A 26,115-nucleotide genomic window follows, 5' to 3' on the forward strand; every position below is an offset into this window, starting at 1 on the left:
ACCAACCGCGACGGCTCTTTTTCTCCCCAGCTACCTGCAAACCACTGGTCTACCGCCGCACGCCGACGCGGTTGACGCCACCATTGGCATTGCCACCGGCATTATGGCGCACCGCAGCGCGGGCTACCGGACGCGCACCGAGCACCACACCGGGCCGAGCAACGCAGCCGGCGGGGTAGGCAGTGTATTGGCAATACACGACCGCATTGGCCGGGCCTGGACTGAGAGTGAGACCTGCAAGCCCCAACAGGCTGCTGGCAGCTATCCCTGCAACAGTCGCCGACTTGATCGAAAAATGCTTCTTAGGATGCATGGTGCGGGTCTCCCTTTTTCGTGCCAGCGCAACAGATGCACGGACGCCGTCTCAGGTGTGGCTGCACGCAGCGTGTCCGCTGAAGGATCGCCGGTGTTGACATAGATCAACCGAGTGTTTGCATCGCCACGCCAGAAGCTCACAGGACGCGAGTGCAGCGCACGCGTGTCGGTTCAGCGCCTGCGGTTCAGGTGGTATGGGTCGGCTTGCGCGCTGAGCCGGTACTGCTGAGCTCGAGGGTAACGAGCCTCGCCAGAAGGGTCGCCGGATAAAGCTGACCGATCACGCTCTCGATATTGCAGAGACTTCGTGCCAACGGATGTACCGGAACGATGTCTCCATACCCAGTCGATGTCAGCGTGACAAAGCTCATGTAAAAAAGCGATGCGGCCACTGAATGATCGTCCTCGAAAGCTATTCCCTTGATTGCGTCCGGAGCCGCTAGCCCTACAAACAGGAACAGCGTTGCAAAGGCCACCGCGATCAACAGGTACAGAAGGATCGCCCCGATAATTCGATGATATGTAACGAGACCTCGCCTAAATACGGCCTGAAGCACGACAACGCCTAACGTGCAGGCAATGACCAACCAAGCGCCCGCCAAGATGTGAAGATGGTAGGGTACAGGGTAGTAGATGCGCAGAAAGAATACGGCGACATTAAAAATCAGCGCCAGCGACATCAGAACGAGGGCAGTTGGGCTGTTGGAGATGATCACCATGCTGACGATGATCGTTAGCAACAGACCATCGGCAAACAGATGGAAGGCGGTAATGCCCATTGCTTGTAGCGGGGCGAAGACAAAAATCAGTAATGCCAGCACGCCCGTCAGCATCGAGAGCAGCCAGTCGATGCGTTCTCCACGCAAACGGCGCAGCTCGCTTATGGGCATCCTCATCGATGCTCCTAACACCGCATGGTGCATCGCACCGACCACACCTTCGCAGCAATACAATTCGAGCCTAAAGTTCAGCGATGTTGACGTAGATCAATGGAGCGGCCTGGCGCTCAGAACGTCGCTTGAGAGTCGGATGCGCCGCCTAGGAGCCCGATCCGCTCGGCAAGAGATACCAGCTCGGCTAACGACCGCACCTGCAATTTCTCCATCACTCCGTGACGGTGAGCTTTTATCGTGCGCTCAGTCGTTCCCAGCGCGTGAGCGATCTGCTTGTTAAGTCTGCCCCGCACGATGAGGTCAAAGACTTGTCGCTCGCGAGGCGTCAACTTAGAGAGGCGGGCACGAGCCATGCTCAGCATGTTCTGTAGGTCTTGTGATGATTGATGATGAGCAAGCGCTCCAGCAATGGCGCGAAGAAGGTCTTCTGAGCTTACGGGCTTGGTCAGGAAGTCCTCCGCACCGGCCTTTATGGTCTTTACCGTGAGAGGAATGTTGCGATAGCCGGAGAGAAATATGATCGGCAATGTCGAGCCGAGTTCGCGCAATCGCGTTTGTAGCGCAGGGCCATCCAAGTCGGGGATTTGCACGTCAAGAAGGATACAACTCGGAACGCTACCGCCCGGCAATCGGTCCAGCAACGCCTGTGCTGACGCATAGACGGCTACATCGTAACCGGCGTGCTTCAAATGACGCTCCATCGCTGTCAAAAAGGACGGATCGTCGTCAACAATATGCACGAGCCCCGGCACCGATCCCCTTTCGTTGCAAAGAGAGTACCGCGCAATTCAAGGTCCGTAAGTATCGTTTAGCGCTCTTTCGGGGCATGGCTGATCTGTCCGTTCTAGAGGCGACTATGCAATTTGTGCCACCTCCGCTGCCGCGCTGCCCGGCCGTCCCGTCGCCTGCCGCCGTGGTGAGGATGACCGGGTGATGGAGCGGGCCGATGCCGCAGTCCTACGCCTGCCCGTCGGCGAAAACGTCGAGGCGGTTAGGCCTCAATGCAGCGACGCGGCCGGAGACAATTGGTCGTTCTTGAAGGTATCAAGCTGAAAGCGGCTAAGAGTCTTGAACGGCGGTCTCTTGTCCAGCCAACTGGCGCGCTGCGTCGAGAGAGTCGATGATAGCGCAACACTCGATGATGCGGTCGTCCCGAAACCGGAGGAAGTGTGCAGCACGGTAGTGCGCGGACCGCTCCGTGGTGCGATCCTTCACCTTGACAATAACCGACAGGGCCGCGCGGTCTTCATTGACGACCGTAGTTAGAGGCCAAAACGAAAGGACTTCCAGTTCCTCATGCACTTCTGTGAATGCTCGCAGAACTTCAGCCTGCCCGCGCCGTCTTCCGAGATATGGGAAAATATCAGCCGGGGCATGGCTCAGGAAATCAATGTTCTCGTCAATTGCGTGCTCAAGATCATTCAAGCGACGATGGGCGAACTGCTCGTAAATCTCGCGGACACGTCGTTCGCTCAAGGCACCCACAGCATTCTCCCGGAGCTATGACAAACCATAGCAGGAACTTCAAGGCGGGACTGTTCCGTTGATTTACATCAAGCGGTGGGCTTGGCGGAGCAGCACCCTCTCGCATGCGGGGGGAATTCATAGAGAGGTGCTTGCAATGCTTCGCTATATCCTCGCGGCACTTGCCGCTTTCGTTTTGCTCATCGCCTGCTTGATCCCGGATGATGCCGAGGCTCGGCGCGGCGGAGGTGCCTATCGCGGTGGCGGCGGTTATCGCGGCGGTGCGGTCGCAGTTCGAGGACCGCGCGGCGGCGGCGCTGTAGCAGTGCGCGGCGGGCGCTACGGCTATCGTGGTGGAGCCTATCGCGGCTATGGCTATCGGGGCTACGGTGTAGGAGCGGCAGCGGTAGGCGCGGCTGCCCTGGGGACCGCTGCGTACCGCCGCAGTTGCTACGATGCTTACGGGAATTATATCTGCGCCTATTAATCCGTGGCAACGCGCGATAGCGCGCTTGGCCTCTGTGCGCAAGCGCTGGTGACCGTCCGCCGATGGCGGCCCTGCGCCATCCGGTCTGCAGGTACTGTGGGCGACGTGGCCTATCGCGGGGTCTGGCCGCCTAGCACCTCATTGATCTGCATCGAGCGATTTTGCGGTGCGCTGAAAAGATTTAGGAATCGTTGAGTAGAGGAGCAGTACACAGATGAGTGACCTTGTCGTAATTGCATTTCCGACCGAGGCGAAGGCGGAGGAAGTTCGTCAAAAGCTGCTGGCCATGCAGAAGGAGTTCCAGATCGATGGAGCTGGCGGATTGGGGAGAGAATTCGACGGGCGACATCAACGTGGCGTCTGGGGAAAGTTGCACTTTCCCGATCACGCTGCGCGGCGTGACGAGTAGCTCGGAAATCTCACGGAAGCCAGCACACGGCAAACTGAAGAAGCTTAACGTTGCGACTTACGAATACAAGACAAAGGCCCGGTACAAGGGAAGTGACACCTTTGCCATCAAGGCAGTGGGTAGGGGCCGAAAGCTTCTGGCACGTCAGTAATCACCGTGCACGCGACGATTAAGTAGGCGGGCGGGGCAGTGAGCGGCGCCAATGCGGATCGCAGTGGGCGGCCAACGGGCGACGCCGCACCAATCAGCCCAGAGGTTCCTCGGATTGTCCCCAATCACCAGAGAGTTGCTCCGTTCGGCATGTCTGGCGACCGAAGTGGTTGCGACTGGCGACCAACGTTTCTCGGCTCGGCATTAATAGCGGCTGGCTGCCGGCGGGCGTTATCTACGTTTGTTTATGAGGGCGGAGCTGAAGTCGTCAGTCGTTGCAAACCGAGGTGATTAACCAGAACAGACCTCGCGCTGCTTTGGCCGCAGACATCAAGAATTTGCATCAGAATTGCGGTCGAACAATTCCAGCGGGTTGCGCAGCGGCATCGTGTGTTGGTGAGTTGCGCCGCCGCATCAATGCGTTAGCACGATGAAATCCGTGTCTTTTCCGGTCTCACGGCTAAATCCGTGGTCGGAAATAATCAATGAAGAGGCCGGCGTCAGAAGTTTTGAGATCCTCTCAACCGTATCCTGTGCTATTTCAATGCGGTTAAGGACAGCGGCGGCCTGATCGGGAAGCGGTGCCGGCACGGTTTGCTTCGCGGGCGCTTCTCGCCCTTTCGTGGCAGCCCCGGACATAGGGGGCAATTCATCTGGAATCGACACGACGCTCCAGCGAATAGCGGTTCTCTCGTTCTGGAATTCCAGTGCGGTAAACACGTGCGTTCCCAGCGGCTCCTCCGGATTTTCGATCTTGACCGGGACATCAAACAACGGCGTGAAGCCCTGACGCACGAACAGCTTGCTCAACTTACGACTGACGAAGATGGAGATCGGAACGATCTTTTTAGGCACGCTTGCAGCGGGAGCTGAGCCCGGCTCCTGGAGGCTGGCGGCTTCTGGAGTCTCGGCGTTTGATAGCAGTGATCCCTGCGTTGCCGCGGCTGCACCGATGCTCTCGGTTGCGACGGTGGCACTCTGGAATTCGGACGAACCAGCCGCGGCCTTCGGTTGAAATAGATGCGGATTGGTTATCTCGACTGGCTGGACATCACCATGCGCAATGATCACGCGCGTGCCGCGCTTCGTGAGATGCCACAGTCGAACGGCAAAATTATCTTTCAAACGGATGCAGCCGTGTGACGCTGGATGCCCAGGCACGACACCGGCGTGCAACGCAATACCTGACCAGGTGATGCGTTGCATGTAGGGCATGGGGGCGCCGCTATAAATATTTGAACGGTGCCATCGTTGTTTGCTGATGACGCTGAACACGCCGAGGGGCGTCGGATGCCCCTCCGTTCCGGTGGACACCGGCGAGCGTGCAATCAGGGCCCCGTTGTCAAAAAGGGAGACCCGTTGGTCTGCTATCGAGATGATGATCTGGAGCGGGCCCTTCGGAAGGGGCTCGAGCCGAAGGCTCTTCGCCATTTCAGAGTTTGTCTGCCGGTGGTGGGGCTTGTGTTTGTACGGAGCGTATTGGCTTCGCCAGAACGTGTGTTGGGGTTCAAACAGAAATTGAGCGTGTGCGACCCCCGCAGGGAGCATGAAAATCGCGAATACAGCGGTTGTTATCGCGCCCTGCATTGCTGACAATTTCTTAACGAACATCGCCCGGTCCCATAGGCGCGATTCCATCGGTTCGAGACGATGCGCGAAGCTGGCGCCTGATGCGTCATCCTGACAGCGCACCAAGCCTCTCCTCCAAATCTGGTCGCAGTGGGTCGAAAATTGGACCGTACTCACAATTGCAGTGCGAGTTGCCATGGAGTGGGGCGCTACTGCTTGCGATTCGACGCGTTGCAATCGGGCAACATGCTTTGGAAATATCAAGGAGCGGCGGTTTGCGCTATTGCGCCACCCACATTGATCCCAAGAATGAGCCGCTTCGCATGCTTGGCTTTTCTACACGGCTCCGGTGGAGCCTATTGGGGGCGACGGCATCATGAACCCGCGGCGATTTACGATAGTGGCGCCGACATTTTGCGGAATGGTCGTTCTCGCGGGGTGGATCGCTGGCTGGCTAGCCGGGTTCGGTCCCGCCGGCACCGAGAACGCTCGCGCAGTGACAATCCAGGACCGCGCAGCATCTCTCGCCGCCACCGCGAGGCTCGCGGATGAACCGCAGGCAATCGCAATGGGCAACACCGGACCCGCGAACGCCGCTGTCGCTAGCGCCGAAGTGGCGACGGCCGCCGAACCCGCGGCGGGGACGGCTACCGACACGACGGCGGCCTCGGATAAATCGGAATCGATCGTCGTGGCCGCGTTGCCCGATCCGTCGCAGACGCGGTCGGCTGATTTACCGCGTGTGCAGGAATCGGTGGACTTGGGCCACCATGATGTCGCCCAACTGGCGCCGACGACGTGCGGTGCATCCGGCGGTGCCTCCAACTCGGGGCCGCAGGATTTCCGGTATCTCATTTGTTACATCTGGTCCGAACTGCCGCCTGCCGAGAAGCCGGCTGCGATCGTCTTGCGTTCGTTCAAGGACATCCCGGTCGGGACGCCGATGGAAGAGATCAAGCGGGCGTCCGACGCTTTCGGTCTGGATTTCACTTTCATGAAGGCGGTGGCCAAGGTCGAGTCCGGTTTCGACCCAAAGCAACGCACCGGGTCGTATATCGGGCTGTTCCAGCTGAGCAAATACGAGTTCGGTAAATTCGGCTCCGGAGATATTCTCAATCCCCGCGATAATGCCGTTGCGGCGGCCTACAAGATCATTACCGAAGGGATTCTGTTCGAGTGGGTGACCCACAGGAAGCCGGACTTGAACGATCTCTACCTGATCCATCAGCAGGGCTGGGAAGGCGCCGCGGAGCACCTCAGCGAACCCAATCGCGTGGCCTGGAAATCGATGTGCGCCACCAGTGAAGGCAGGGAGAAGGGCGAAAAATGGTGCAGGCGCGCGATCTGGGGCAATACGCTTCCGGCCGTTAAGGGGGCGTGGAAATCGGTGGAGAAGCTGACGTCGGAGGCGTTCGTCGGAATGTGGCGCGAGCGGGTTGCTCATTTCCAATCGAGATACATGGGCAACGCGACCGCCGACGCCGAGCGGGCGCAGGTACCAGTGAATGTCCGTTGAGGGGTTGGCAGGAGTTGCCGCACCAAGGGCGAGCGGGGCTTCACCGTCGCTGGTCGCGCGGTTGCACTTTACATGTCAACGACGCGCTCGGGTCGTTCCTGCTGCGTGCTAGCGAGGCGATCGATAAGGTGCCGATCTCTGTTTGTGGCCCAAAGCCGGCCAGTTCAACGCTCCAACTTAGACGGGATTTATCCTGGACACGATGCAGCGCTGCATGCTCAAAGCGACGTCGGAACCAACCGGCGATGACATACGTAAGGCGCGATGCGCTTCGCTCAATGGACAGCGCAAAGGCCCGGTTTGATGGGGTTCTCTCCGGGCCTCTGGCTCCGCTTCGTCGCGCGCCGGTTCGGGATCGACAACCGTCGCAGACGAGACGCCGGCAACGAATACAACCAAAGCCTGAGTCGGATGGTGAAATTGAGGCGCAGACAGCTCCACGCATGCACGGCGATCGGATACGTCTGGTGGCAAAATCTGGCTGAGATCATCAAGCGACCCGCTCACCATGCTGGCAAGCTCGTGCGCCGAAGCATGCTCTGCCCACCGGCGAGCCAACTCCAAACCTTTTGTCGATCTGCCGCTGCGTCCATAGACCCAGACTATCTCCGCGTCCGCGGCCCCGGCGAAACGGATGCCCCGCCGGGGCCTGTACGTTCTCGCCAATCCTGGAAGCTTGGGGGCTGGAAAGAATCGGCAAGGCGCACCGTAGACAAGCAGAAATTCAGGATTTGACTAGTGCACCTTGTGCCAGTGCGTGAATGCCAGCGGGAAGGCATGCTCGTGAACCGATATGGAAGTGTCGCCTGAGGGGCCGAGACTACTTATCCCAACACGGATGAAGAAGCCGCGTTAGTTAAGAACCCTTGATCCATCTCAAGTCTTGCAAGCAAGTGCGGCGTCAGCTTGGTCCATTCATCGCTCTTCGAGGAGGTGAGAATGATCAGGTTAATTGCAATTGGCGCGTTCGCTCTGTCTCTCGCGGTGTCGGCGCAAGCCACACCCATTGCTCCCATGCTCGCGCAGCCGGACAGCATGATCACGGAAATCGCCGCTGCCTGCGGCGCAGGCAGAACTAGGGTGAACGGCATTTGCGTGGCCCGAACAACCGTCCGGCAAACCCGTCGAGCCGTCCGCAGATGTGCGACTGGAATGACCTGCTAGCGTTTGGTCAATAATGCAATAGTTTAGCCCGTCGGGATGGCGGACGGGGCGGCGAAAGCACGCCTTGACCGGTAGTAGCGTGACCCATGATCAAAGCCGAGCACGCATCGAAGAGCGCCATCTGCGCGGTGCTCTCGATGACGTGATCATCGTTCCACTCGTTTTAATCGCGATCGCCGCAAACAAGATTCTGCATTTCACCATTTCGGTGTTGATGCGGCTGCTCGACTATACCTTCCCTCTGGTGATGGAGATTGTTTGGCTTCCGCTCTTCGCAGCCAAGGTGCTGGGCAACTTCGTCGTTGCTGCCGTGGGTGCCGCGCTGCGCATCCTTCCTCTTTCCGAGACGAGACGTCGAAAGTGGATCATATCGATGCGCCGCCGCTGGTCGCGGTTCCGGCGCAAGATTAGCTATCGAGCGTTCGAGCGAACCATGCACCTTGCCTTCGCAAGCGGTATGGCGTGGGTATTTCGAACATGTCGCCATCTCACCCCGAACACCGCATTGCTTGTAATCTTGGCTGCGGTACTGTGGCTTCCGATCTCTTTCGGGGTTGCGACAGCGATGCATGCGGTATTGTTTGCCAAATTAGCGTCCTGGCCAGCCTGGATGCAGCTTTTGCATCCGGTGGCTACGGTCATCGCTAAGAGCAAGCTTCTCGTATTACCGGTGTATCCGGCGGCGTGGCCGCAGGCAAAGAAAAGTGTGTTCGCTCGGTTCATGGGCAAGGCCTACGACAACATTCAGCGTCAGTACGTCACTAGAAAGCTAGGCTATCGTTATCGGCAGGCAGAGACGATCGGCGTCGCAGTGCTTCACGCGTTGATGAGGTTGGCCTGTTTTGCATCGCTGGGTAGATGGCTCCAAAACGCGCACGTCACCGAACATCTTGGCGTGGAAAGACCCACGCAGAAATTGCGTTTGTTCTTTTCCCGGTGGTCAGTCAAGTTTTCGGCCGAATACTACGAAGCACAGGAACGGCAAGCTTCGAACCCGCTCTAGACTGCAAGTCACAGTGACTGGATAGGTGCCGGAAAGTCCATTGAATCAGCGTCTCCCGAGCCACTGGGACCCAACTGAGGCTTGGCATGACACAGACGTCGGAAGAAACGCGAGTTCAACTCGCATTGCGGGTGGGGATGGGATGACCGAAGCAGTACTAGGGAGCGCAAGGTTCTTCCGGCGAACTGGGCCGCATCCGCTCGCGCTCGTTGCCAGCGCGGCGCGGGGTGTGGCGGACGGAGGTGAACTATTGCTGGAAGGCGTGGCCCCTCTCCAAACGGCAGGGCCAACTGAAGTGAGCTTCCTAGACAACCGACGTTACGCTTCTGCGCTGGATCAAACGTCCGCCGGGGCTGTGGTCGTTCACCCTGATATGGCTGCGCGAGTACCAGCAGCCACTGCGGCCATCATAACGAGCGAACCCTATGCCGCTTGGGGCCGCGTTGCTGCCCTTTTCTATCCTGTGCCGCCGCTGCGACCCGGTGTTCACCCGTCCGCCATAGTGGCGGATGACGCACACATTGATCCCTCGACAGAAGTTGGACCCCTGACTGTGATCGAAAGCGGAGTGGAGATAGGGCCCGGCTGTCGGATCGGTCCTTGCGCAGTCATTGGAAGCGGCGTCACCATCGGCAGGGATTGCCGGATTGGCGCACATGTAAGCCTTAGTTACGCGGTTTTGGGAGCACGCGTTTACGTATATCCGGGTGCGCGGATTGGGCAGGAAGGGTTCGGATTCGCCTCCACCAGCGACGGGTTTCTCTCCATCCCCCAGCTTGGGCGAGTTATTCTTGAAGATGATGTTGAAGTTGGTGCCAATTCGACGATTGATCGCGGATCATCGCGAGACACCATAATTGGCGCTGGCTCCCGCCTCGATAACCTTGTGCAAATCGGTCACAATGTTAGTCTCGGCCGCTGTTGCGTCGTAGTTGCACAAGTCGGGATCTCGGGTTCAACCGTACTTGAAGATTTCGTCCGCGTCGGGGGACAGGCTGCTATGGCAGGGCATCTCCGTATCGGTCGAGGTTCGGAAATCGGAGCGCAGGCGGGCGTCATCTCAGATCTAGCACCCGGTGCCAAGGTGCTGGGAAGCCCTGCTCAATCGATAAAAGCCTTCTTTCGACAGACGGTCACACTTAAGAAGATCGCGACCCAGAGGAAATGAGGCGCGCGCCGATAGCCAGTATCGTCGCCATCAAATAGAACGCAAGCCCCTTGGCGGAGGAGAAAATGGAGAGGGCCGTCCTCATAACCACCGTTGTGGCTCTCGGGATAAGCGTTGCAACATGCGCCGAATCTCAGATCGGCCAGTGTTCGTCCTACTACATCTCAGGAATCAATCTTGTGTCGGCGGCCGACGGCCAAGCCGGGCATGTTCAGACCTTTGTCGGGTTTGGCCCCTTCAAGGAAGAGGCGGAGCAGAGCGCCTCAGGATGGTGCTCGCATATCAGGTTCGATCTTGAGACCTGCTTGAACTCGGATCGACGCACCGCGCGCAACCCTCCGTCAGAGGGAGGTGACGCCGCCTTCACCTCAAGTACATGAAGGCGGTGGCGCGCATTACCGGTTGCAGTTAGAGCGCGTCACGAACTGTCAGACGCCGAAGGAGCGCGTGATGTGCGTCGCGATACTTGATGATCGCATCGGCTCAAGAAAAGCAGCGCGACAGCGGCAATCAGGTAACCTTCTAGCAACGGTCTCTCCTTGAAGAGGCTGTTAACCGAGCAGGTCCAGACAATTGGTAACGCCAGCGGTGTGGCTTTCGCGAGCGATTGCCAATGGTCTCAATGTTGGCAGCGGTCCATTAATCCCCCTGCCGCAGGACTCTAGAGCGGTGTCGCCGCTGATTTTCGGACCAATCTATGACTCGAAGACACATATCGCGCCGAAGCATTTCGGTTTTTCCAGATCGGCGGCAGGCGCCTGCCAATCGGACGTTTCGCGAATTTGGAAAGGAGGATTCTCTCCGGCGGCTTTCTGCGCGTCGTCCGACGGGAGAGCGCCGCGAACACCCTCATACATCATGGTGAGGCTCTCGTCCGTGAAAGCTCGATGGTCGGGAGGTAAAGCCTATTAGGTCAGCGGCCACCCGCCGGTCTGATGCGCTGACACAGGCGAGCAAATCGAGTCTCAAGAAGGCACTCGTACTGCCAGCAACCCGTTCTGCGGGACGATCGACTTAAGGAAGCTTCGACAAGAGGTCACTACTGTGATGGCGGAACCGCCTTAGGAAGCGCCAACCGTGCCCGAGCCGTCCGTCGTACCGTGACATGCAACTGGAAGCCCAGCGCGTCCAAGACCGTCAAAACGGTTGTGAAATTTGGATGCTTTGGACCACCGGCAAAGGCGCGATAGAGGGTTTGCCTTGCAATCCCGCATTCGTTGGCGATGTCGGAGACGTTATAATCACTCATAGCAGTGCCAATGGCCTGGCAGATTTCAGTGATGTCCGACCTCTCAAGGGCGCGATTGATGGCGTCGGTTGCGCCGCGGCGGCTTGAGGGACGGCTTGGCAACTTGAGAGATCTTTCGGACATGTTCTCTCCAACACAAAAAGGCCGGCATCTCTGCCGGCCTAATTTACTGGAGAAAGGACGGTCCGACGAGGCTTAGTATCTCGCCGCCACCGGCGCACCGTACCCGCCGAAGCCGCCGAAGCGATAATTGACGCGCAGTGTGACCATATCGACGTCTTGGTTGATCCGGTTCAGCGCACCGGCAACGATGGGGTTGGCAACCGAGAACGAGTTGTTTGCGTTGCCCATGAACAGATGATCGTACTCGATGCCAGCTGACCAGTTCGGTGCAAAACCATACTCCCAGCCCACACCTACGGTCCCGCCCCAGCGGGTTGCGCTTGCGGCCGCGAGTTCAGTCCCTGTGAGCGTGTCGAGGATGCTAAAGCGGTTGCTCGTCACCGCCGCGCCGCCTTTGACGTACAGCAAGGACGCGTTCCAGGAATAGCCGATCTGGCCGGTGAACAGCCCGATGCCGTCCGTTTTCGTCCGGGTCGAAAACGCGGGGTTGATCAGGCTGACACGCTGGCTGCTGAGGTCGGCCCAGTCACCTTGAGCTTCCAATCCAAACACCCACTGGCTGGCCTGCCAACGATACCCGACCTGACCGCCGACAAGGCCGCCCGAGCGCTCGCGACAGCCGTCAGCGAATACCACGCCGGCCGCGCCGACGAAATCCCAGCAATTGCGGCTCTGACCCCAGCCACCGTTCGCACCGATGTAGAACCCGGTCCAGTCGTAGATCGGAGCCGCCAGCGGCGGCGGGGCCTTGGTGTACGGACGTGCTGCCATGTCGGCAGCGGAAGCAGGGGCGGCGAGCCCCAAAGCAAACAACGCAACGGTACCGAGCAGAAATGTCTTCATCAGAGTCTCCATCCCCATGCGCCTGCGATTGCCGACGCTGTCGCAAGTTGCACCAGTAGAACTATACGACTCGCTCCCTGTCGTCCGTGTCCTGCCTGTCACACTGCGCCGCCAAAATGGCTAAGAGGGAACCGAATGCACTCTACCGTGCTTAGGAATTCGTTAACTTTTTCGAGAAGGCAGGTGTGCAGAAAAATGGACGGCCCTGGCCTGGATGACTGAGGCCGGCGGGCGCGTACCTTTTGAAGTTGGTACTTTTCTCGACTGACGATTTGAGTGTGGCCCTCGCGACGAACAGCTGCGGAGCGGTTGGCGCCCAAAAGCAAATCATTGGCCTTCTAGAACAAGCGCTCATTCGCGCTGCTTGTTATGGCGCTCGCCAGCAGGAACGTTGACGTTCATGTCAGCGCTGGCTGCCGGCCGACGGTTTTGTGAGCAAGGTCTTTTCCATTATGACCATATCCCGATTTAGCAGAATTGCAGCTTTCATCGACGGTCCCAACCTCTACGCTACAGCGAAGGCCCTCGATTTTGATCTCGATTACAAGCGGCTACTGAACGAGCTTCGCAGCCGAGGGACACTGACCCGAGCCTTCTACTACACAGCGATCATCGAAGATCAGGAGTACACGTCCATCCGCCCGCTGGTCGATTGGCTCGATTACAACGGCTTCACCGTGATCACAAAAGCCAGCAAAGAATTCTTCGACGCCAATGGCCGCCGCAAGATCAAGGGCAACATGGCTATTGAGCTCGCGGTGCATGCAATGGAATCGGCTCAGCACGTCGATGAGATCATTCTGTTCTCGGGCCACGGAGATTTCCGGGTGTTGGTCCAGGCATTGCAGCGGAGCGGGGTGCGCGTGACGGTCGTCTCGACGCTCTCGACCAAGCCGCCGATGATCGCAGACGAACTGCGGCGCCAAGCAGATGTCTTCACCGACCTCTTGGAATTGCGAAATAAGATTGGCCGCGAACCGTCAATTCGTCCGGGGCCGGGATCTTCCGAACGTCATGCATCGGACGGCCCCGCACAATGCTAGTAACATCGGCATGCTGGGTTCTCAGTGGTACTGAGGTTACGGAGCTTGTCCACTTACGTTGCTTCGCAGGCGGGCCTCGGATCAGTTATAGCCTTAGAAAGATTGCAGCATCCAGATAGCACCGTGCGAACATGTTTTCCAACTTCGGGCCCCGAAGGAAGATCATGCGAGGTGACAACCCGCCCTGCGTTGATACCCAATTCCGAACTGGAGCTGGGTACATCAGATACATCGTCCGTGTGGCTTCTTGATTTGTAATATGGCGTCCACGAGGACCAAGGTCCCAAGCTGCGTGGAAAGCAAGGGCTGTCTTTTCGGTTACGCAGATCCTGTTTGACGGGATCTTCGAAAGCACGATCGTGCAGGCGGAGGCGCAGAGCCCATCAATGACCACCGTCTGGCCCGTGTCCTTCAACTGATCATATCGATCAAGGTAACGTTGGATCAAGCCACCGCGATCATTGGCAATTCTCACCACGGCGTGGCTCTCGCTAGCGCATACGAGCAAAATTGCCGAAGTGAGCAACAGCGCAAGTATTTTCATATTTTGCCTTTTCCGACCGAGACATCAACTAGCAACACTAGCGACTATCATCAGGGATCCTGACTGGCGGGAGATGGAATCGCGGCTTCGCGATGCGCGGCCCAGCAAGTTGTGGCGTCCGGCATTCCGATCCAGCTAAAGGCAGGAACCCAGAAGAAGCTTGCCTGCGGGTAGGGACTGGCATTGATCTAAGTCAATGATTGGCGAGCCGATGAAAGTGAATGACAGCGAGAAGGAAGCTTCACTGCATCTGGTCCAGTGCGTCCCCAGAAAGTGGTCGAACGTGTATACGCAGCTGGGGAGGCGAGGGTACTCCCATGTCCGCGACGATACAGAGTGCCGCGGTAAGTTTTTGTAACCAAGTTCGGGCGCGGCTCGCGCACATGCCCAAGCCCGCCAGTAGCAGAGATCGTCATTTCGCAACACCTTGATCGGTGGCCGCCGGAACAAAAACTCAGCAGCCAAAGGTGTTGCTCAACTTACTCACGGGAGGGACTGCTCCCGATCTTACCTTGTGCGTTTGCCCTCCGTCGACACGAAGCCCGCCGTCAATGCTTGCTCCACCGCAGCCGCCAGCGTGTTGAGATGTTCCGCAATCTTTGCGAAAAGTTCTCGCTTCTGCGGCGATGTCGCTAGCGCGCTGATTAACGCAGCCTCTGCTGCTTGCTTTCGCAGTGCTTCCAGATGGTCCCAGTAACCCTTCACAGCGGCTCGCCACCGGGCTGGCCCAGGGCAAGCGCCTGCTCGACGAAGCCCTCGAATATGGACACCGCATCCTTAATCCTATGACAAGAACCGCTGTCCACCGAAAGCTTTGCATTGAGGTCGAATAGCTCTAGCCAAAAGAGTGGCGCACCATGCAGATCGAGTTCGGAGCCTCGCAGCATGCGGATTTCACAGTTTGCGACCGTGGCGACTGAAACGGACATACCTTGATCGTTGTCCGGGATGCATGAGAGCCGAACGTAAGCCTGCGCGATCTTCAGTTCCGTAAGCGCCCTGCCGGGCGTGCTGCGGTCGATCAAAATTCGGTCCTTGGGTTGGTATCGATGACCAAGCGCGAGCGTCGCTCGCGGGATAGCCTGCGCATTGGGATGGGGTCGGCCGGAGGTAGCAGTGATCGGCTCACACGTGCTTGCTAGAAGTCGCCAATTTTTTGTTCTTTGAGGTCACAAATTCTTTGTGGCGAAAGGCGTCTGCAATCGATCCGATTTCGCCCTTAGGACGGGAGGCGCCCCGTAAACCGCGATGGCTGACCGGCAGCTCCTACAACAGCCGCCGCTCCGATCCGCGTTAGCCATAGTAGCCGGGTCGGATCCGACCCGCGCCCGGCGCCAGCCGACCGGTTTGATCCAAATCAATATCCGCGAAGAATCATTCAGTTCGATCGGCGCGCAGACAGATGTGTTTGTCACGGACGTGCGGTGGCATTCTTGTGATCGTATTTATAAAGGGCTTTGACGTCTTGACCAGGACAGGAATGCGACTATGCGGTCGGCGGGATGCCTGAGTGCGATACCTAGCGCGACTGGTGGTATTGCTCGGCTGGCCTGCGCGCGAGTCGCGGAATCTGGGAAAGATCCAGCAGCGCTGCTTTCGAAAGCGGGATTGACGCTGAACGACTTCAGCGACCCCGCGGTCCGGCTCGAAGTGTCGACCCAGATCATGCTTCTCGAGTTGGCCGCCATAGAATTGGAAGACGATATCTTGGGTTTTCGGCTCGCGCGAGGCTTTGACTTGCGCCAAATCGGCCTTGTTTACTACGTTTTGGCGTCGTCTGAGAATGTCGCCGATGCGCTTCGCGCCGCGGAGCGGTACAGCCGGATCATGAATGAGGGAGTCCGGCTGCGCTTCAACATGGAGGGGCATACTGCGACCATCGCGCTCGAATATGTTGGTGTCGATCGAATGGGCGACCGGCAACAAATCGAATTTTGGATCGTGACGCTGGTGCGGATCTGCAGGCAGGTAACGGACGGTCGTCTGGTGCCGTCTCGGCTGCAGGTGAGGCATCTGCGAGCCGGGATGCCCCCCGAATTTAGAATGTTCTTTGGCAGGGACGTCGAGTTCGGCGCGGACCGCGATGTTATCTCTTTTCCGGTGCCAGTGGCACTGCTCCCGCTGGTCGGCCGCGACGGCTATCTGCACGATTTGTTGCGACGTTATGCGGATGAAGCCTTGGTACGGAAAGCGCCGCATGGCGCGACGCTCCGTTCAAAAGTCGAGAAGACGCTTACCACGCTGCTACCTCACGGTAGAGGCGTCGCGAAGGAAGTCGCGCGGCAGTTGGGACTGAGTACCCGCACCTTGTCGCGCAAGCTTGGCGAAGAGAAGACGTCCTTCGCTGAAATTCTTGATCAACTGCGCGCCGCGCTCGCCAAGCGTTATCTCGAAGAGGAGCAGCTGCCCGTGTCCGAAGTTTCTTGGCTGCTTGGCTATCGCGAACTGAGTTCGCTCACACACGCGTTCAAGCGATGGACCGGAATGACACCTCGACAGTTCCGGTCCAGGCGGTCTCAACCGAGCTGAACAAATTCATCGTTTTACGTGAGGTGTGACGCTGAACGCAAAAACGCGCTGATAGGCCAGAGAACCGCACGCGCCTCGTGCGGGAGGCCACGCTTTCCGTGACGCCGACGGATGCATTGCGCGGCATGATCTTGCTGAAAGTCATTGTGGTCACTGAACCAGCGTTGAGCTTGAGCGCGAGCCCGAACCATGCACAGCTCATTGATCACGGCCCCTCTTTGCCCAGGCATAGCGCCAAACGCATCGTCTGTGGGTCGCGGTTCTTAGCCGGCTTAAAGCCAAACTTGCCGAGCACCGCCAGCATCGACCTGTTCTCGGGCAGGACCTCCGCGGTGAGTTCACGCAATCCGGCATTGGAGGCGATCTCGCCAAGGTGGCGCATCAAGATGGAACCGATGCCTCGGCCCTGCCAAGCGTCTATGACGACGAAGGCCAACTCGGCTCGTCCGGGCTCAAACACGACGTAGCGGCCGCCTCCGACAATCATTGTCCGCTCGGGGCTCTCGACCTCGCACACCAGCGCGACGTGATTCTTGAAGTCGACATTCATGAAGAACGCGCGCTCCTTGTCGGAGAAATGACGCTTGATGCCGAAAAAACGGCGCTGCAACGACTGCGTGCTGGACTGATCCAGCGCGTCGAGGACAGCCGTCTCGTCGGCCGGCCGCAGCGCTCGGAGTTCGGCCGTGCTGCCGTCCCGCAAGTGTTCCGTCACGCTGTATTTAGCGATGTCCCACATGGAGGTCTCGGCTCGGGCGGCCGGAAAGCACGTCGGCCTGAGGCTGGTCTATGACAGGGCGGTTGGTCGCCCGTTTGATTTGTCTCAAGGGCCCGCAAAAAGCCGGCGGCCTGAATCTCAGCAGCAGCTCGACACATTCGGGCGGGATGACCCGCGTGACACGACTGGGCCGGGGTACTGACCGTCCAGCATTGACCTATATCAATGGCCCGCTGTTGCGGCCGGCTTTGGATGCATTCCTACGACATTGAGGTCGGAGCATGCAGATGGAAGTGCCTGGATCGCCCGGTGGTCCGATGTCCGGCCTCGTCGCCTCGGCCGTTGAATACATGGTCGACGCGGGACAACGGAGCATACTCTTTCTCGATGTGATGCGCCGGCGCGGCGACCAATATCGGGAGCACGTCGCCCAAACCGCACCACACGTTCTGCAATATGCGGCCGAACTGATCATCGACGGCCGCGAGTTGGACGAACCCGTCAATTACGTGCTTGTCCGCATCGTCCCGCCAGCCGCCGTCCAAATCGATTCCGCGCGGCGGCCGTTCATCGTGATTGATCCGCGCGCGGGGCACGGTCCAGGCATCGGCGGGTTCAAGGCCGACAGCGAGATCGGCGTCGCGATGAAGGCGGGACATCCCTGCTACTTCATCGGCTTCCTGCCGGAGCCGGTGCCGGGCCAGACTATCGAGCGTATCGCGCGTGCCGAGGCATTGTTCATCGAGAAGGTAGTCAGTTTTCATCGTGAAGCCGAAGGGAAACCCTGCGTCATAGGCAATTGCCAAGCCGGTTGGGCGGTCATGATTTTGGCTTCGGTGCGGCCCGAACTGTTTGGCCCATTGATCATCGCCGGAGCCCCGCTCGCGTACTGGGCGGGCGTGCATGGCAAAAACCCGATGCGATATTCGGGCGGCCTGCTGGGCGGAAGCTGGCTAACTGCGCTCGTTAGCGATCTCGGCGGCGGGAAGTTCGATGGTGCCTGGCTGGTCCAGAACTTCGAAGGCCAAAACCCGTCGAACACGCTCTGGACCAAGCAGTACAATGTCTATTCTAAGGTCGATACCGAATCCGATCGCTACCTCGAGTTCGAGCGCTGGTGGGGTGGGCACGTCAATCTCAACGCCGAGGAGATTCAGTTCATTGTTGACGAACTTTTCGTTGGCAACAACCTGGCCGCTGGCAATATCACCCTGTCCGACGGGCAGAAGGTAGACCTGCGCAACATCAGTTCGCCGATCGTGGTGTTCTGCTCCAAGGGCGACAACATCACTCCGCCACAGCAGGCGCTAGGTTGGATCCTCGAATGCTATGCCGACGTGGATGACATCAGGGCCTTTGGGCAGACGATCGTCTATACGGTTCACGAGAGCGTTGGCCATCTCGGCATCTTCGTTTCAGGCGGCGTCGCCAAGAAGGAGCACGCTGAATTTTCCAGCAACATCGATCTGATCGATGTACTACCGCCCGGCCTTTACAAAGCGACGTTCGAAGCCAAGGACGAGGAGACCACCAGTTCTGATCTCGTTGTTGGCCAATGGGTGATGCGCTGCGAGGCTCGAACGCTTGAGGATATTCGTGCCATGGGCGGCAATTCGCCTGAGGACGAGCGGCGCTTTGCCGCGGCCAAACGCGTCTCCGAGCTTAATCTAGCCGCCTACCGCAAGTTCGTGCAGCCCTGGATCAAGGGCATGGTGGCGCCGCAGACGGCGGAGTTGATGCGCAACCTGCACCCGCTGCGGACGCAATATGAGGCCTTTAGCAGTCAAAATCCGTGGATGAAAGCGGTGAAATCGGCAGCGGAAGGGCTGGAAGAGAACCGCAAGCCGGTTTCGAACGACAATCCGTTCCTGGCGTTTCAGGAGCAGGTCTCCAAGCAAATCGTTCATGCGCTGGACAGCTGGCGCGATTCGCAGGAAGCGATGAGCGAGGCGCTCTTCCTCAACGTCTACGGCTCGCCGGCGCTACAGGCGGCAGTCGGCATACATCCGAAAGGCGAACTGTCGCGCCGGCGCGAGATGCCGCCCGAACACCGTGCCATGCTCGACAAACGGGTCGCCGAGCTCCGATCCAGGATTGGCGAAGGCGGGCTTCGCGAGGCGGCCATCCGTGCCCTGCTTTATGTCGGCTCGGCGAGAGGAATGGTGGACGAACGCAGCATCGAGGCGTTGCGTCAGGCTCGTCGCGACGACAGCGGAGCGCGATTAACGCTTGCGGAATTTAAGATGCTGGTTCGCGAGCAGTTCTTCATGCTGCTGCTCGATCGCGAGGCGGCCCTGGCCGTTATCCCGAAGTTGCTTCCCGACGATGTCAATCAACGCCGCGCGGCTTTTATGACGATGAGCGAGGTGCTGTCGGCCAGCGAGCACATCACAGGCGAGCGCGCCAGCCGCCTGCAGCGTGTCGCACAGCTGTTCGGTCTCGACGCCGAAACGTTGGGGAGGGCGTCGAACGTTGCCCCTTTCGACCCCAAGGCGAAGGCATCGTAACACTGTCTGGAAGGAACCGGCTCATGTCAGCCGACACGTCGCAGGCACAGTCCCCGAGCAAGTACGACCGTCTGATCGCGGCTGCGCAGGCCGTGCCGCCGGCCCCAACCATCGTCGTGCATCCCTGCGATGAAAGCTCATTGCGCGGCGCTGTCGATAGTGCACAGGCCGGCATTATCCGACCGCTTCTGGTCGGACCTGAAAGGAAGATCCGGGATACGGCCGGCAGGCATGGTCTCGACATCGCGGGCTTCGAGCTTGTTGACGTAGCACATAGCGATGAAGCCGCTGCAAAGGCGGTAGAGCTGATCCACGCCGGCCGAGGTGAGCTGTTGATGAAAGGCAGCTTGCACACCGACGAATTGATGCGCGCCGTCACCGCGAAGGCCGGGGGCTTGCGTACCGATCGGCGTATCAGCCATGTCTTCGTGATGGACGTGCCGGCCTATGCTGAGACCATCTTCGTGACGGACGCGGCCATCAACATCTTCCCTGATCTGGACGCCAAACGCGACATCATCCAGAACGCAATCAATCTGTACGTGGAAGCTGGATTCGGCAAGTCGCCGCGCGTGGCAATCCTGTCAGCAGTTGAAACCGTGACCTCGAAGATTCCGTCTACGATCGAGGCGGCAGCACTCTGCAAAATGGCAGATCGCGGGCAGATCACCGGAGGGATCCTCGACGGACCGCTGGCTTTCGACAACGCCATCGACGTGGAGGCAGCGCGGATCAAGGGGATCAAGTCCGAGGTCGCCGGTCGCGCGCAGATCCTCGTCGTTCCCGACCTAGAGGCCGGCAACATGCTTGCAAAGAATCTCGCCTATTTCGCCAAGGCGGACGGCGCGGGCATCGTGCTCGGAGCCCGGGTCCCGGTCGTCCTGACCTCACGCGCGGATTCGGCGCGCGCGCGGATGGCCTCGTGCGCGGTCGCCGCGCTGTATGCCCATGCCCGGCGCCGGCGTGCTCCAACGATTGCCGCGTGAGCGCCATGGACACCATCCTTGTGGTCAATGCCGGCTCCTCCAGCGTCAAGTTCCAGGTCTATTCGATCGAGGGCGAAGGAATACTGCGGCGACAGCTGAAAGGGCAGATGGATGGGATCGGCAGCCGCCCGCGTTTGCGCGCGAGTGGCTCCACCGGCGATCCGCTTGCGGATCGCGCCTATCCGATCGAGGGGGTGCCGGATGTTCCGGCCGCGATGGACATTGCCGGTGCCTGGTTGCGGGACGAGCAACGCATTCGCCCGATCGCTGTCGGTCATCGCGTCGTTCACGGTGGCCCGGACTACGACCGCCCAATTCAAATCGATCATGGTGTCGTGACCCGGCTGGAGCGGTTCATCGCGCTCGCACCGCTGCATCAACCGCATAATTTGGCGCCAATCCGTTCGATTCTCGGCAATTTTCCAGAGCTTCTGCAGGTCGCCTGTTTCGATACCGCATTTCACCGAACGCATAGCGCGGTCGCCGATCATTATGCGATCCCGCATCAGCTTTATGCCGAGGGCGTGCGCCGCTACGGCTTTCACGGTCTCTCCTACGAATACATTGCGAAGACCTTGCCAAAGGTCGCGCCGAAAATCGCGAATGGGCGCGTGATCGTCGCTCACCTTGGAAGCGGCGCCTCGATGTGCGCTCTCAGCGCGGGACGAAGCGTTGAAAGCACCATGGGATTCACCGCTCTCGACGGGCTTCCGATGGGAACCCGCCCGGGTCAGATCGACCCCGGGGTGGTGCTGTATCTGATTTCCGAGAAGGGGATGTCAGCCTCCAACATCCAGAACTTCCTTTATCGCGATTGCGGCTTGAAGGGGTTATCCGGCGTCAGCAACGATATGCGGGAGCTGGAGAGCAGTGAGGATCCGCGAGCCAGACTCGCGATCGAATATTTCAGCTATCGCATAGGCCTCAATGCGGGGATGCTTGCCGCAGCGCTGCAGGGGCTGGACGCCTTTGTGTTTACGGCTGGTATCGGCGAAAACTCCGCAAAAATTCGCGCGCATGTCGCTGGCCAGCTCGCGTGGCTGGGCGTCACGCTCAATCAAGCCGAGAATACGCGCCACTCACAGCTGATCTCCGGTCCCGACAGTCGCATCCCAGTCTATGTGGTGCCCACCGACGAGGAGCTGATGATCGCGCAGCACACACTGTCGCTGCTGATGAAGACAACATCGACCAATCAACGACAGGAGAGGGCGTCATGATTCCCGTATTTCCGGATACCAAGATTGCCCTGAAGGGGAAAAAAGGCCTCGTCGTGGGCATCGCCAACGACCAGTCGATCGCATGGGGATGCGCAAAGGCCTTTCGTGCCCTTGGTGCCGATCTCGCCGTCACCTACCTGAACGACCGCGCGAAGAAGCACGTCGAGCCTCTCGCGCAGGCACTTGAGGCCTCTATTTTCATGCCGCTCGATGTCATGACGGAGGGGCAGACCGAAGAAGTGTTTGCCCGGGTCGAGAGGGACTGGGGCCAGCTCGATTTCCTGCTGCATTCGATCGCCTTCTCACCGAAGGAAGCCTTGCACGGACGTGTGGTGGACGTCGGCCGCGACGCGTTCCTGAAGACGATGGAGGTCTCCTGCTGGTCCTTCATGCGCATGGCTCATCTGGCCGAGCCGCTGATGAAGAACGGCGGCACCATGTTTACCATGACCTATTATGGAAGCCAGATCGTCGTGGAGAACTACAATGTGATGGGTGTCGCCAAGGCTGCGCTCGAGGCCTCGGTGCGCTATATCGCGGCCGAGCTGGGCCCGAAGGGTATCCGCGTGCACGCGATTTCGCCCGGACCGCTGGCCACGCGCGCGGCATCTGGCATTCCCGAGTTCGACGAACTGATGGATAAGGCGCAATCCAAGGCCCCGTCGCGCAGCCTCGTCAGCATTGATGATGTCGGCAACGCCACGGCATTTCTCGCACTCGACGGCGCCAAGCTCATTACGGGAAGCGTTCTCTATATTGATGGTGGTTATCACATCATCGATTGAAGAGGACGGGACGCGACTCAGCGATAGTGCAGGGCGATCAGCTCGGCGATGCAAGCCGGTCGTTTGCCCCCTTCTATCTCGATGACCAGATGATAGTTCACGCGCAGCCCGTCGGGAGGGACATCCTCCGTCTCAGCAACGCTGACGCGGCCGCGCAGCTTTGATCCCGCCGGGACCGGCGAAAGATACCTGATCCTATCCGCGCCGTAGTTCAGGGTGTTGCGGAGGCCTTTCAACCCCATCACAGAGCGGATGAACATCGGTGCCAGCGCCAGGGACAGCATGCCATGGGCGATAGTGGTGCCGCCGGGCATCTCTTTCCTCGCGCGCTCCTGATCGACATGGATCCACTGTTCATCGCAGGTCGCTTCCGCAAACTTGTTGATCCGGTCCTGCGTCACCTCGATCCAGTCGCTGGCGCCGATCTCGGTGCCGACTGCGGATCTGATCTCGTCGAAATCGCCAAATATTCGCATGTCCGTCACCTGGTCAGATATTCATTTCCGGCACGTGTTCGGGAACGACGAGGTCAGCCTCAGTCACCGCCATGACCTCGCCGATCGTGACGCCCGGCGCAGTCTCCAGCAACGTCGCCTTACCGTCGGGAAAGCCGATCACCGCCATGTCGGTGACGACGAGATGGACGGGCCGTGCCGAGGTGAGTGGCAACGTGCATTTCGCGACGATCTTCGACTTGCCTTTCGCCGCATGCTGCATGGCGACGATGACTCGCTTGGCGCCGCTCACCAGGTCCATCGCGCCGCCCATGCCGGGCACCATCTTGCCCGGGATCATCCAGTTGGCGAGATGGCCATGGGCATCAACTTGAAGGCCCCCAAGTACCGTGACGTCGACATGACCGCCGCGGATCAGTCCGAACGACATCGCGCTGTCAAAGGTCGAGGCCCCGGGCAGCGCGCTAATCGGGCGCCCCCCTGCGTCCGTTAGCGTCGGATGCGCCAGGCCTTGCTCGGGGATAGGCCCCGTTCCGATCAGGCCGTTTTCCGACTGGAAGAATACCTTCAGGTCCGTTGGAACGTAGTTCGCGACCAGCGTCGGGATACCGATGCCGAGATTGACGAGGTCGCCGCTCCGAAGCTCCTTGGCGACACGCCGGGCGATGATGATCTGCGGATCCATGTCGTCACCCGTTTGTAATGAGGTAGTCGACGAGCGGCGCCGGGGTCACGACGTGGTCGGGCGCGATCACCCCGACTGGCACGATGTTCTCCGCCGTGACGATCACGGTGTCGGCGGCCATTGCCATGACTGGATTGAAGTTGCGCGAGGTCAGGGCGTACGCCAAGTTGCCGAGGTAGTCGGCAAGGAAGGCGTGCACTAGCGCAAACTGCGCCCGCAAGGCTGTCTCAAGCAGAAAAGGCTTTCCGTCGACTTCGATCTCCCGCTTTCCCTGAGCAACCAGCGTGCCGACGCCGGTTGGCGTCAAAACTCCACCCAGCCCGCATCCACCCGCACGAATGCGCTCGACGAAGGTTCCCTGGGGTACCAGATCGACGGCGATCTGGTTTGCCAGCATCTGCTGCTGTGCCTTCGCATTGAGACCGATATGCGTTGCGGTCAATCGCGCGACCAGCGCAGCATCGAACAGCTTGCCGACGCCCTTGCCGGGGATCGCTGCATCATTGCAGATCAGCGACAGGCCGCCCTTCTTCTGCCGCACCACCTCGTCGAGCAGACGCTCCGGTGTTCCGACACCCATGAAACCGCCGACCATGACACTCGCGCCGACTGGGATCATTGCGACGGCTTCTTCGAGGGAAATGGCCTTCATGAGGAAGAACTCCGGTCGGCGCGTGCAGGGCGGTCAATGAATGCTGGAGGGCGGAAATCGCGCTGCTTTGATCTGCGTCAAGGCTCCGCATCATTCGCGGACGATTCCCACGCTCGCGAGCGTGTCGTGCCAGAGCTTGCGCAGTTCGGTGTGTCGGCTTTCCAAGACTGTGCTGACGGTATCGCGGAAGGGCACCAAGTCAGGACCTTTCAGGAACAGGATCTGTGCCTGTAACAGACGGCCGCTCTCGATCTCGATGCGGCGCAACGCCATCACGAAGGGGTCATTCGCGTTTGCCTCAAGCGGTAGCAACGCAGCTGGCCGGATCCCGGCGTGGACGGCATGCGCGAGCGCGGCGAGGTGTACTGCTTGCCAAAGAGAGCGATCGGCAGTGCCTTCGTTCGGCGTCGGAAGCCAGGCGGCCTCCCAAGACATGGCCATGTAGCCCAGGGCGAGATCCGGCACCCATGTGGTTGCGCGCATCAGAAGCGAGACGATCTCGCTCTCTCGGTAGAATTGAGCGTTCAATTCTGTCTGCCAGCCGGCCTCGAACTTCGCCGGCAGGGCGAGGCCGAATTGCCTTGCGAGAGCGCCATGGGCCGAGATCAGGAAAGCGGCGACGCGGGTCTGCTGACCGTGCGGCACGCGGCCTTCGGAGTCGAGTGGTCCGAGAAGTCCGCTCATGCCGGGGTCCTCTGGACGGGGATGGCACGCAGATGGTCGTAGCCGGCGGGAAATGGAGTGAGCTCACCGCTAGGATCTTCGGGCGCAATCCAGACCGCTTTGTTACCTTGCCAGCGTCCAGCCAGCACGTCGTCGGCGAATCGCGCGAGCAGGTCGGCTGTGAGCGCACCCTTTTCCAACGTGAAGGCGTGATAGGCGCCCGGGATGATCACGAGCGCGCTGTTGGGGATTTCGACTCGCAGCGTGTCGTGCAGGGCGCGCGGCGTCAGGAAGTCGAACTCTCCGTTCAGGATCATGGTTGGGACGGCGATCGAGGCGAGTTGCGGCGTCAGCGGCTGAAAGTCGAGGAACGACTCCATCAGGTTCTGTAACGCGTAGAGGTCATTGACAAGCCAGCCCTGCCGCTTGACCCCGTCGAGCTTGTCCAGCAGCGGCTTCAACCATTCATCGGACAGATTCATCGGCAGCAGCAGATCCTGGAGATAGCCGGTTCCACCCAGAATTAAGCCGGTACGTAGTGCGTTGCCGATCAGGAGAAGTTGAGGCGAAAGCTCGGCAAAGCAACTCATGGGCACCAGACCCGAGAGGCGCCTTCCATGCTCGATCGCGTAGCGCAGCGCGATCAAGCCACCGAAGCTGATTCCACTGAGGAAGACCGAACCTTCACCGAGCATCTCGATCAGGCGATGCAGCGCAAGGACATGGTCGTCCTGATTGATGAAAAGCGTCGGCTTGTCAGAGGCGCCCTGGCCGAGCAGATCGAATGTCGCAACGCGAAATCCCCGTGCGATAAGCGCGTCGCGATAAGCGCTCCACAGTTCGGAATATTGGGTCAGTCCATTGACCAGCACGTACGCCGGCGCCGTCGCAGGACCGTCGAGCTCATACCGGATCCGGTAGGAGCCGTGCGTGAGGAATGGCATCGCGGCGACTCGGCATGTAATTCGTTCTAAA

Annotated in this window: 27 protein-coding genes; 12 read left to right on the forward strand and 15 right to left on the reverse strand. The window is 59.5% G+C overall.

Annotated elements, in window-relative coordinates:
* Positions 1–49: 49 nt before the first annotated feature.
* The 4 genes from RX329_RS13250 to RX329_RS13265 form a co-directional block, all read right to left on the reverse strand.
* Positions 50–313, reverse strand: coding sequence for a hypothetical protein (locus RX329_RS13250; protein WP_085350588.1), 264 nt, complete (start codon positions 311–313; stop codon positions 50–52).
* A 187-nt stretch (positions 314–500) separates the two neighbouring features.
* Positions 501–1,211: an ion channel gene (locus RX329_RS13255; RefSeq protein ID WP_317245910.1), complete on the reverse strand. Its 711-nt coding sequence runs from the start codon at positions 1,209–1,211 to the stop codon at positions 501–503.
* Positions 1,212–1,321: 110 nt separating this feature from the next.
* Positions 1,322–1,960 (reverse strand): response regulator transcription factor, encoded by a 639-nt coding sequence (locus RX329_RS13260; RefSeq protein ID WP_085395370.1) that lies wholly within the window; start codon positions 1,958–1,960, stop codon positions 1,322–1,324.
* A gap of 307 nt (positions 1,961–2,267) precedes the next feature.
* Entirely contained in the window at positions 2,268–2,693 is a 426-nt protein-coding gene (locus RX329_RS13265) for a nuclear transport factor 2 family protein (RefSeq protein ID WP_317245911.1), read from the reverse strand.
* Between the two features lie 136 nt (positions 2,694–2,829).
* Between RX329_RS13265 and RX329_RS13270 the strand changes: the two genes are divergently transcribed.
* The gene (locus RX329_RS13270; RefSeq protein WP_085350592.1) at positions 2,830–3,159 is read left to right on the forward strand and encodes a hypothetical protein; all 330 of its coding nucleotides are present in this window, start codon (positions 2,830–2,832) and stop codon (positions 3,157–3,159) included.
* A 214-nt stretch (positions 3,160–3,373) separates the two neighbouring features.
* A complete protein-coding gene (locus RX329_RS13275; RefSeq protein ID WP_162496344.1) occupies positions 3,374–3,568 on the forward strand; it encodes a hypothetical protein in 195 nt (64 codons plus the stop codon).
* A 564-nt stretch (positions 3,569–4,132) separates the two neighbouring features.
* On the opposite strand, the gene RX329_RS13280 is transcribed toward RX329_RS13275, so the two are convergent.
* On the reverse strand, positions 4,133–5,410 hold the full coding sequence (locus RX329_RS13280; protein ID WP_240543337.1) for a L,D-transpeptidase: 1,278 nt from the start codon (positions 5,408–5,410) through the stop codon (positions 4,133–4,135).
* 373 nt (positions 5,411–5,783) lie between these two features.
* On the opposite strand from RX329_RS13280, the gene RX329_RS13285 reads away from it, so the two are divergent.
* Positions 5,784–6,803 (forward strand): transglycosylase SLT domain-containing protein, encoded by a 1,020-nt coding sequence (locus tag RX329_RS13285; protein WP_244561594.1) that lies wholly within the window; start codon positions 5,784–5,786, stop codon positions 6,801–6,803.
* An 824-nt stretch (positions 6,804–7,627) separates the two neighbouring features.
* Here RX329_RS13285 and RX329_RS13290 read toward each other — a convergent pair.
* Positions 7,628–7,894, reverse strand: a complete 267-nt coding sequence (locus tag RX329_RS13290) for a hypothetical protein (RefSeq protein WP_158091540.1) — start codon at positions 7,892–7,894, stop codon at positions 7,628–7,630.
* A gap of 137 nt (positions 7,895–8,031) precedes the next feature.
* Here RX329_RS13290 and RX329_RS13295 point away from each other — a divergent pair, with 137 nt between their 5' ends.
* The 3 genes from RX329_RS13295 to RX329_RS13300 all read left to right on the forward strand — a co-directional run bounded on the left by RX329_RS13295 (position 8,032) and on the right by RX329_RS13300 (position 10,518).
* Positions 8,032–8,970, forward strand: a complete 939-nt coding sequence (locus RX329_RS13295; protein WP_240543330.1) for a hypothetical protein — start codon at positions 8,032–8,034, stop codon at positions 8,968–8,970.
* Between the two features lie 142 nt (positions 8,971–9,112).
* Entirely contained in the window at positions 9,113–10,138 is a 1,026-nt protein-coding gene (gene lpxD, locus RX329_RS41925) for a UDP-3-O-(3-hydroxymyristoyl)glucosamine N-acyltransferase (protein WP_085350594.1), read from the forward strand.
* Positions 10,139–10,203: 65 nt separating this feature from the next.
* Entirely contained in the window at positions 10,204–10,518 is a 315-nt protein-coding gene (locus tag RX329_RS13300) for a hypothetical protein (RefSeq protein WP_143273226.1), read from the forward strand.
* A 659-nt stretch (positions 10,519–11,177) separates the two neighbouring features.
* On the opposite strand, the gene RX329_RS13305 is transcribed toward RX329_RS13300, so the two are convergent.
* Together RX329_RS13305 and RX329_RS13310 are read right to left on the reverse strand one after the other, a co-directional pair.
* On the reverse strand, positions 11,178–11,510 hold the full coding sequence (locus tag RX329_RS13305) for a hypothetical protein (protein ID WP_143273228.1): 333 nt from the start codon (positions 11,508–11,510) through the stop codon (positions 11,178–11,180).
* Positions 11,511–11,582: 72 nt separating this feature from the next.
* The gene (locus RX329_RS13310; RefSeq protein ID WP_085350678.1) at positions 11,583–12,353 is read right to left on the reverse strand and encodes an outer membrane protein; all 771 of its coding nucleotides are present in this window, start codon (positions 12,351–12,353) and stop codon (positions 11,583–11,585) included.
* 452 nt (positions 12,354–12,805) lie between these two features.
* On the opposite strand from RX329_RS13310, the gene RX329_RS13315 reads away from it, so the two are divergent.
* Positions 12,806–13,396 (forward strand): NYN domain-containing protein, encoded by a 591-nt coding sequence (locus tag RX329_RS13315; RefSeq protein ID WP_085350679.1) that lies wholly within the window; start codon positions 12,806–12,808, stop codon positions 13,394–13,396.
* Positions 13,397–14,641: 1,245 nt separating this feature from the next.
* On the opposite strand, the gene RX329_RS13320 is transcribed toward RX329_RS13315, so the two are convergent.
* Entirely contained in the window at positions 14,642–14,965 is a 324-nt protein-coding gene (locus RX329_RS13320; protein WP_085350598.1) for a hypothetical protein, read from the reverse strand.
* A gap of 583 nt (positions 14,966–15,548) precedes the next feature.
* Between RX329_RS13320 and RX329_RS13325 the strand changes: the two genes are divergently transcribed.
* Positions 15,549–16,469: a helix-turn-helix domain-containing protein gene (locus tag RX329_RS13325; protein ID WP_240543328.1), complete on the forward strand. Its 921-nt coding sequence runs from the start codon at positions 15,549–15,551 to the stop codon at positions 16,467–16,469.
* A 205-nt stretch (positions 16,470–16,674) separates the two neighbouring features.
* Here the strand turns inward: RX329_RS13325 and RX329_RS13330 are convergent, their stop codons facing one another.
* On the reverse strand, positions 16,675–17,208 hold the full coding sequence (locus RX329_RS13330) for a GNAT family N-acetyltransferase (protein ID WP_085350600.1): 534 nt from the start codon (positions 17,206–17,208) through the stop codon (positions 16,675–16,677).
* Between the two features lie 260 nt (positions 17,209–17,468).
* Here RX329_RS13330 and RX329_RS13335 point away from each other — a divergent pair, with 260 nt between their 5' ends.
* From RX329_RS13335 to fabI, 4 genes are read left to right on the forward strand one after another with little or no spacing between them, the layout of a single operon-like run.
* Complete coding sequence (locus RX329_RS13335) at positions 17,469–19,694, forward strand: DUF3141 domain-containing protein (RefSeq protein WP_317245912.1); 2,226 nt, start codon at positions 17,469–17,471, stop codon at positions 19,692–19,694.
* 23 nt (positions 19,695–19,717) lie between these two features.
* A complete protein-coding gene (locus tag RX329_RS13340; RefSeq protein ID WP_085350602.1) occupies positions 19,718–20,680 on the forward strand; it encodes a phosphate acetyltransferase in 963 nt (320 codons plus the stop codon).
* 5 nt (positions 20,681–20,685) lie between these two features.
* Complete coding sequence (locus RX329_RS13345) at positions 20,686–21,900, forward strand: acetate/propionate family kinase (RefSeq protein WP_317245913.1); 1,215 nt, start codon at positions 20,686–20,688, stop codon at positions 21,898–21,900.
* The gene (gene fabI, locus RX329_RS13350; protein WP_317245914.1) at positions 21,897–22,685 is read left to right on the forward strand and encodes an enoyl-ACP reductase FabI; all 789 of its coding nucleotides are present in this window, start codon (positions 21,897–21,899) and stop codon (positions 22,683–22,685) included. Before RX329_RS13345 ends, fabI begins: the two co-directional genes overlap by 4 nt.
* A 17-nt stretch (positions 22,686–22,702) precedes the next feature.
* Here the strand turns inward: fabI and RX329_RS13355 are convergent, their stop codons facing one another.
* From RX329_RS13355 to RX329_RS13375, 5 genes are all read right to left on the reverse strand, one after another.
* On the reverse strand, positions 22,703–23,161 hold the full coding sequence (locus RX329_RS13355; RefSeq protein WP_085350605.1) for a MaoC family dehydratase: 459 nt from the start codon (positions 23,159–23,161) through the stop codon (positions 22,703–22,705).
* A gap of 13 nt (positions 23,162–23,174) precedes the next feature.
* Positions 23,175–23,825 carry a 3-oxoacid CoA-transferase subunit B gene (locus RX329_RS13360; RefSeq protein ID WP_085350606.1) on the reverse strand — a complete coding sequence of 217 codons (651 nt, stop codon included), beginning with the start codon at positions 23,823–23,825 and terminating at the stop codon, positions 23,175–23,177.
* A 4-nt stretch (positions 23,826–23,829) separates the two neighbouring features.
* Entirely contained in the window at positions 23,830–24,477 is a 648-nt protein-coding gene (locus RX329_RS13365) for a CoA transferase subunit A (protein WP_085350607.1), read from the reverse strand.
* A gap of 90 nt (positions 24,478–24,567) precedes the next feature.
* Positions 24,568–25,161 (reverse strand): hypothetical protein, encoded by a 594-nt coding sequence (locus RX329_RS13370; RefSeq protein ID WP_085350608.1) that lies wholly within the window; start codon positions 25,159–25,161, stop codon positions 24,568–24,570.
* Positions 25,158–26,084, reverse strand: coding sequence for an alpha/beta fold hydrolase (locus RX329_RS13375; RefSeq protein WP_317245915.1), 927 nt, complete (start codon positions 26,082–26,084; stop codon positions 25,158–25,160). The genes RX329_RS13370 and RX329_RS13375 overlap by 4 nt, the downstream gene beginning before the upstream one ends.
* Between the last annotated feature and the right edge of the window lie 31 nt (positions 26,085–26,115).

The organism is Bradyrhizobium sp. BWC-3-1, assembly GCF_032917965.1.
Taxonomy (GTDB): domain Bacteria; phylum Pseudomonadota; class Alphaproteobacteria; order Rhizobiales; family Xanthobacteraceae; genus Bradyrhizobium; species Bradyrhizobium canariense_D.

Coding starts and splice junctions, on each gene's coding strand:
- RX329_RS13250 (WP_085350588.1), bottom strand. CDS start 313: ATGCATCCTAAGAAGCATTTTTCGATCAAGTCGGCGACTGTTGCAGGG.
- RX329_RS13255 (WP_317245910.1), bottom strand. CDS start 1,211: ATGAGGATGCCCATAAGCGAGCTGCGCCGTTTGCGTGGAGAACGCATC.
- RX329_RS13270 (WP_085350592.1), top strand. CDS start 2,830: ATGCTTCGCTATATCCTCGCGGCACTTGCCGCTTTCGTTTTGCTCATC.
- RX329_RS13275 (WP_162496344.1), top strand. CDS start 3,374: ATGAGTGACCTTGTCGTAATTGCATTTCCGACCGAGGCGAAGGCGGAG.
- RX329_RS13290 (WP_158091540.1), bottom strand. CDS start 7,894: ATGCCGTTCACCCTAGTTCTGCCTGCGCCGCAGGCAGCGGCGATTTCC.
- lpxD (WP_085350594.1), top strand. CDS start 9,113: ATGACCGAAGCAGTACTAGGGAGCGCAAGGTTCTTCCGGCGAACTGGG.
- RX329_RS13300 (WP_143273226.1), top strand. CDS start 10,204: ATGGAGAGGGCCGTCCTCATAACCACCGTTGTGGCTCTCGGGATAAGC.
- RX329_RS13305 (WP_143273228.1), bottom strand. CDS start 11,510: ATGTCCGAAAGATCTCTCAAGTTGCCAAGCCGTCCCTCAAGCCGCCGC.
- RX329_RS13310 (WP_085350678.1), bottom strand. CDS start 12,353: ATGAAGACATTTCTGCTCGGTACCGTTGCGTTGTTTGCTTTGGGGCTC.
- RX329_RS13315 (WP_085350679.1), top strand. CDS start 12,806: ATGACCATATCCCGATTTAGCAGAATTGCAGCTTTCATCGACGGTCCC.
- RX329_RS13330 (WP_085350600.1), bottom strand. CDS start 17,208: ATGTGGGACATCGCTAAATACAGCGTGACGGAACACTTGCGGGACGGC.
- RX329_RS13335 (WP_317245912.1), top strand. CDS start 17,469: ATGCAGATGGAAGTGCCTGGATCGCCCGGTGGTCCGATGTCCGGCCTC.
- RX329_RS13340 (WP_085350602.1), top strand. CDS start 19,718: ATGTCAGCCGACACGTCGCAGGCACAGTCCCCGAGCAAGTACGACCGT.
- RX329_RS13345 (WP_317245913.1), top strand. CDS start 20,686: ATGGACACCATCCTTGTGGTCAATGCCGGCTCCTCCAGCGTCAAGTTC.
- fabI (WP_317245914.1), top strand. CDS start 21,897: ATGATTCCCGTATTTCCGGATACCAAGATTGCCCTGAAGGGGAAAAAA.
- RX329_RS13355 (WP_085350605.1), bottom strand. CDS start 23,161: ATGCGAATATTTGGCGATTTCGACGAGATCAGATCCGCAGTCGGCACC.
- RX329_RS13360 (WP_085350606.1), bottom strand. CDS start 23,825: ATGGATCCGCAGATCATCATCGCCCGGCGTGTCGCCAAGGAGCTTCGG.
- RX329_RS13365 (WP_085350607.1), bottom strand. CDS start 24,477: ATGAAGGCCATTTCCCTCGAAGAAGCCGTCGCAATGATCCCAGTCGGC.
- RX329_RS13370 (WP_085350608.1), bottom strand. CDS start 25,161: ATGAGCGGACTTCTCGGACCACTCGACTCCGAAGGCCGCGTGCCGCAC.
- RX329_RS13375 (WP_317245915.1), bottom strand. CDS start 26,084: ATGCCATTCCTCACGCACGGCTCCTACCGGATCCGGTATGAGCTCGAC.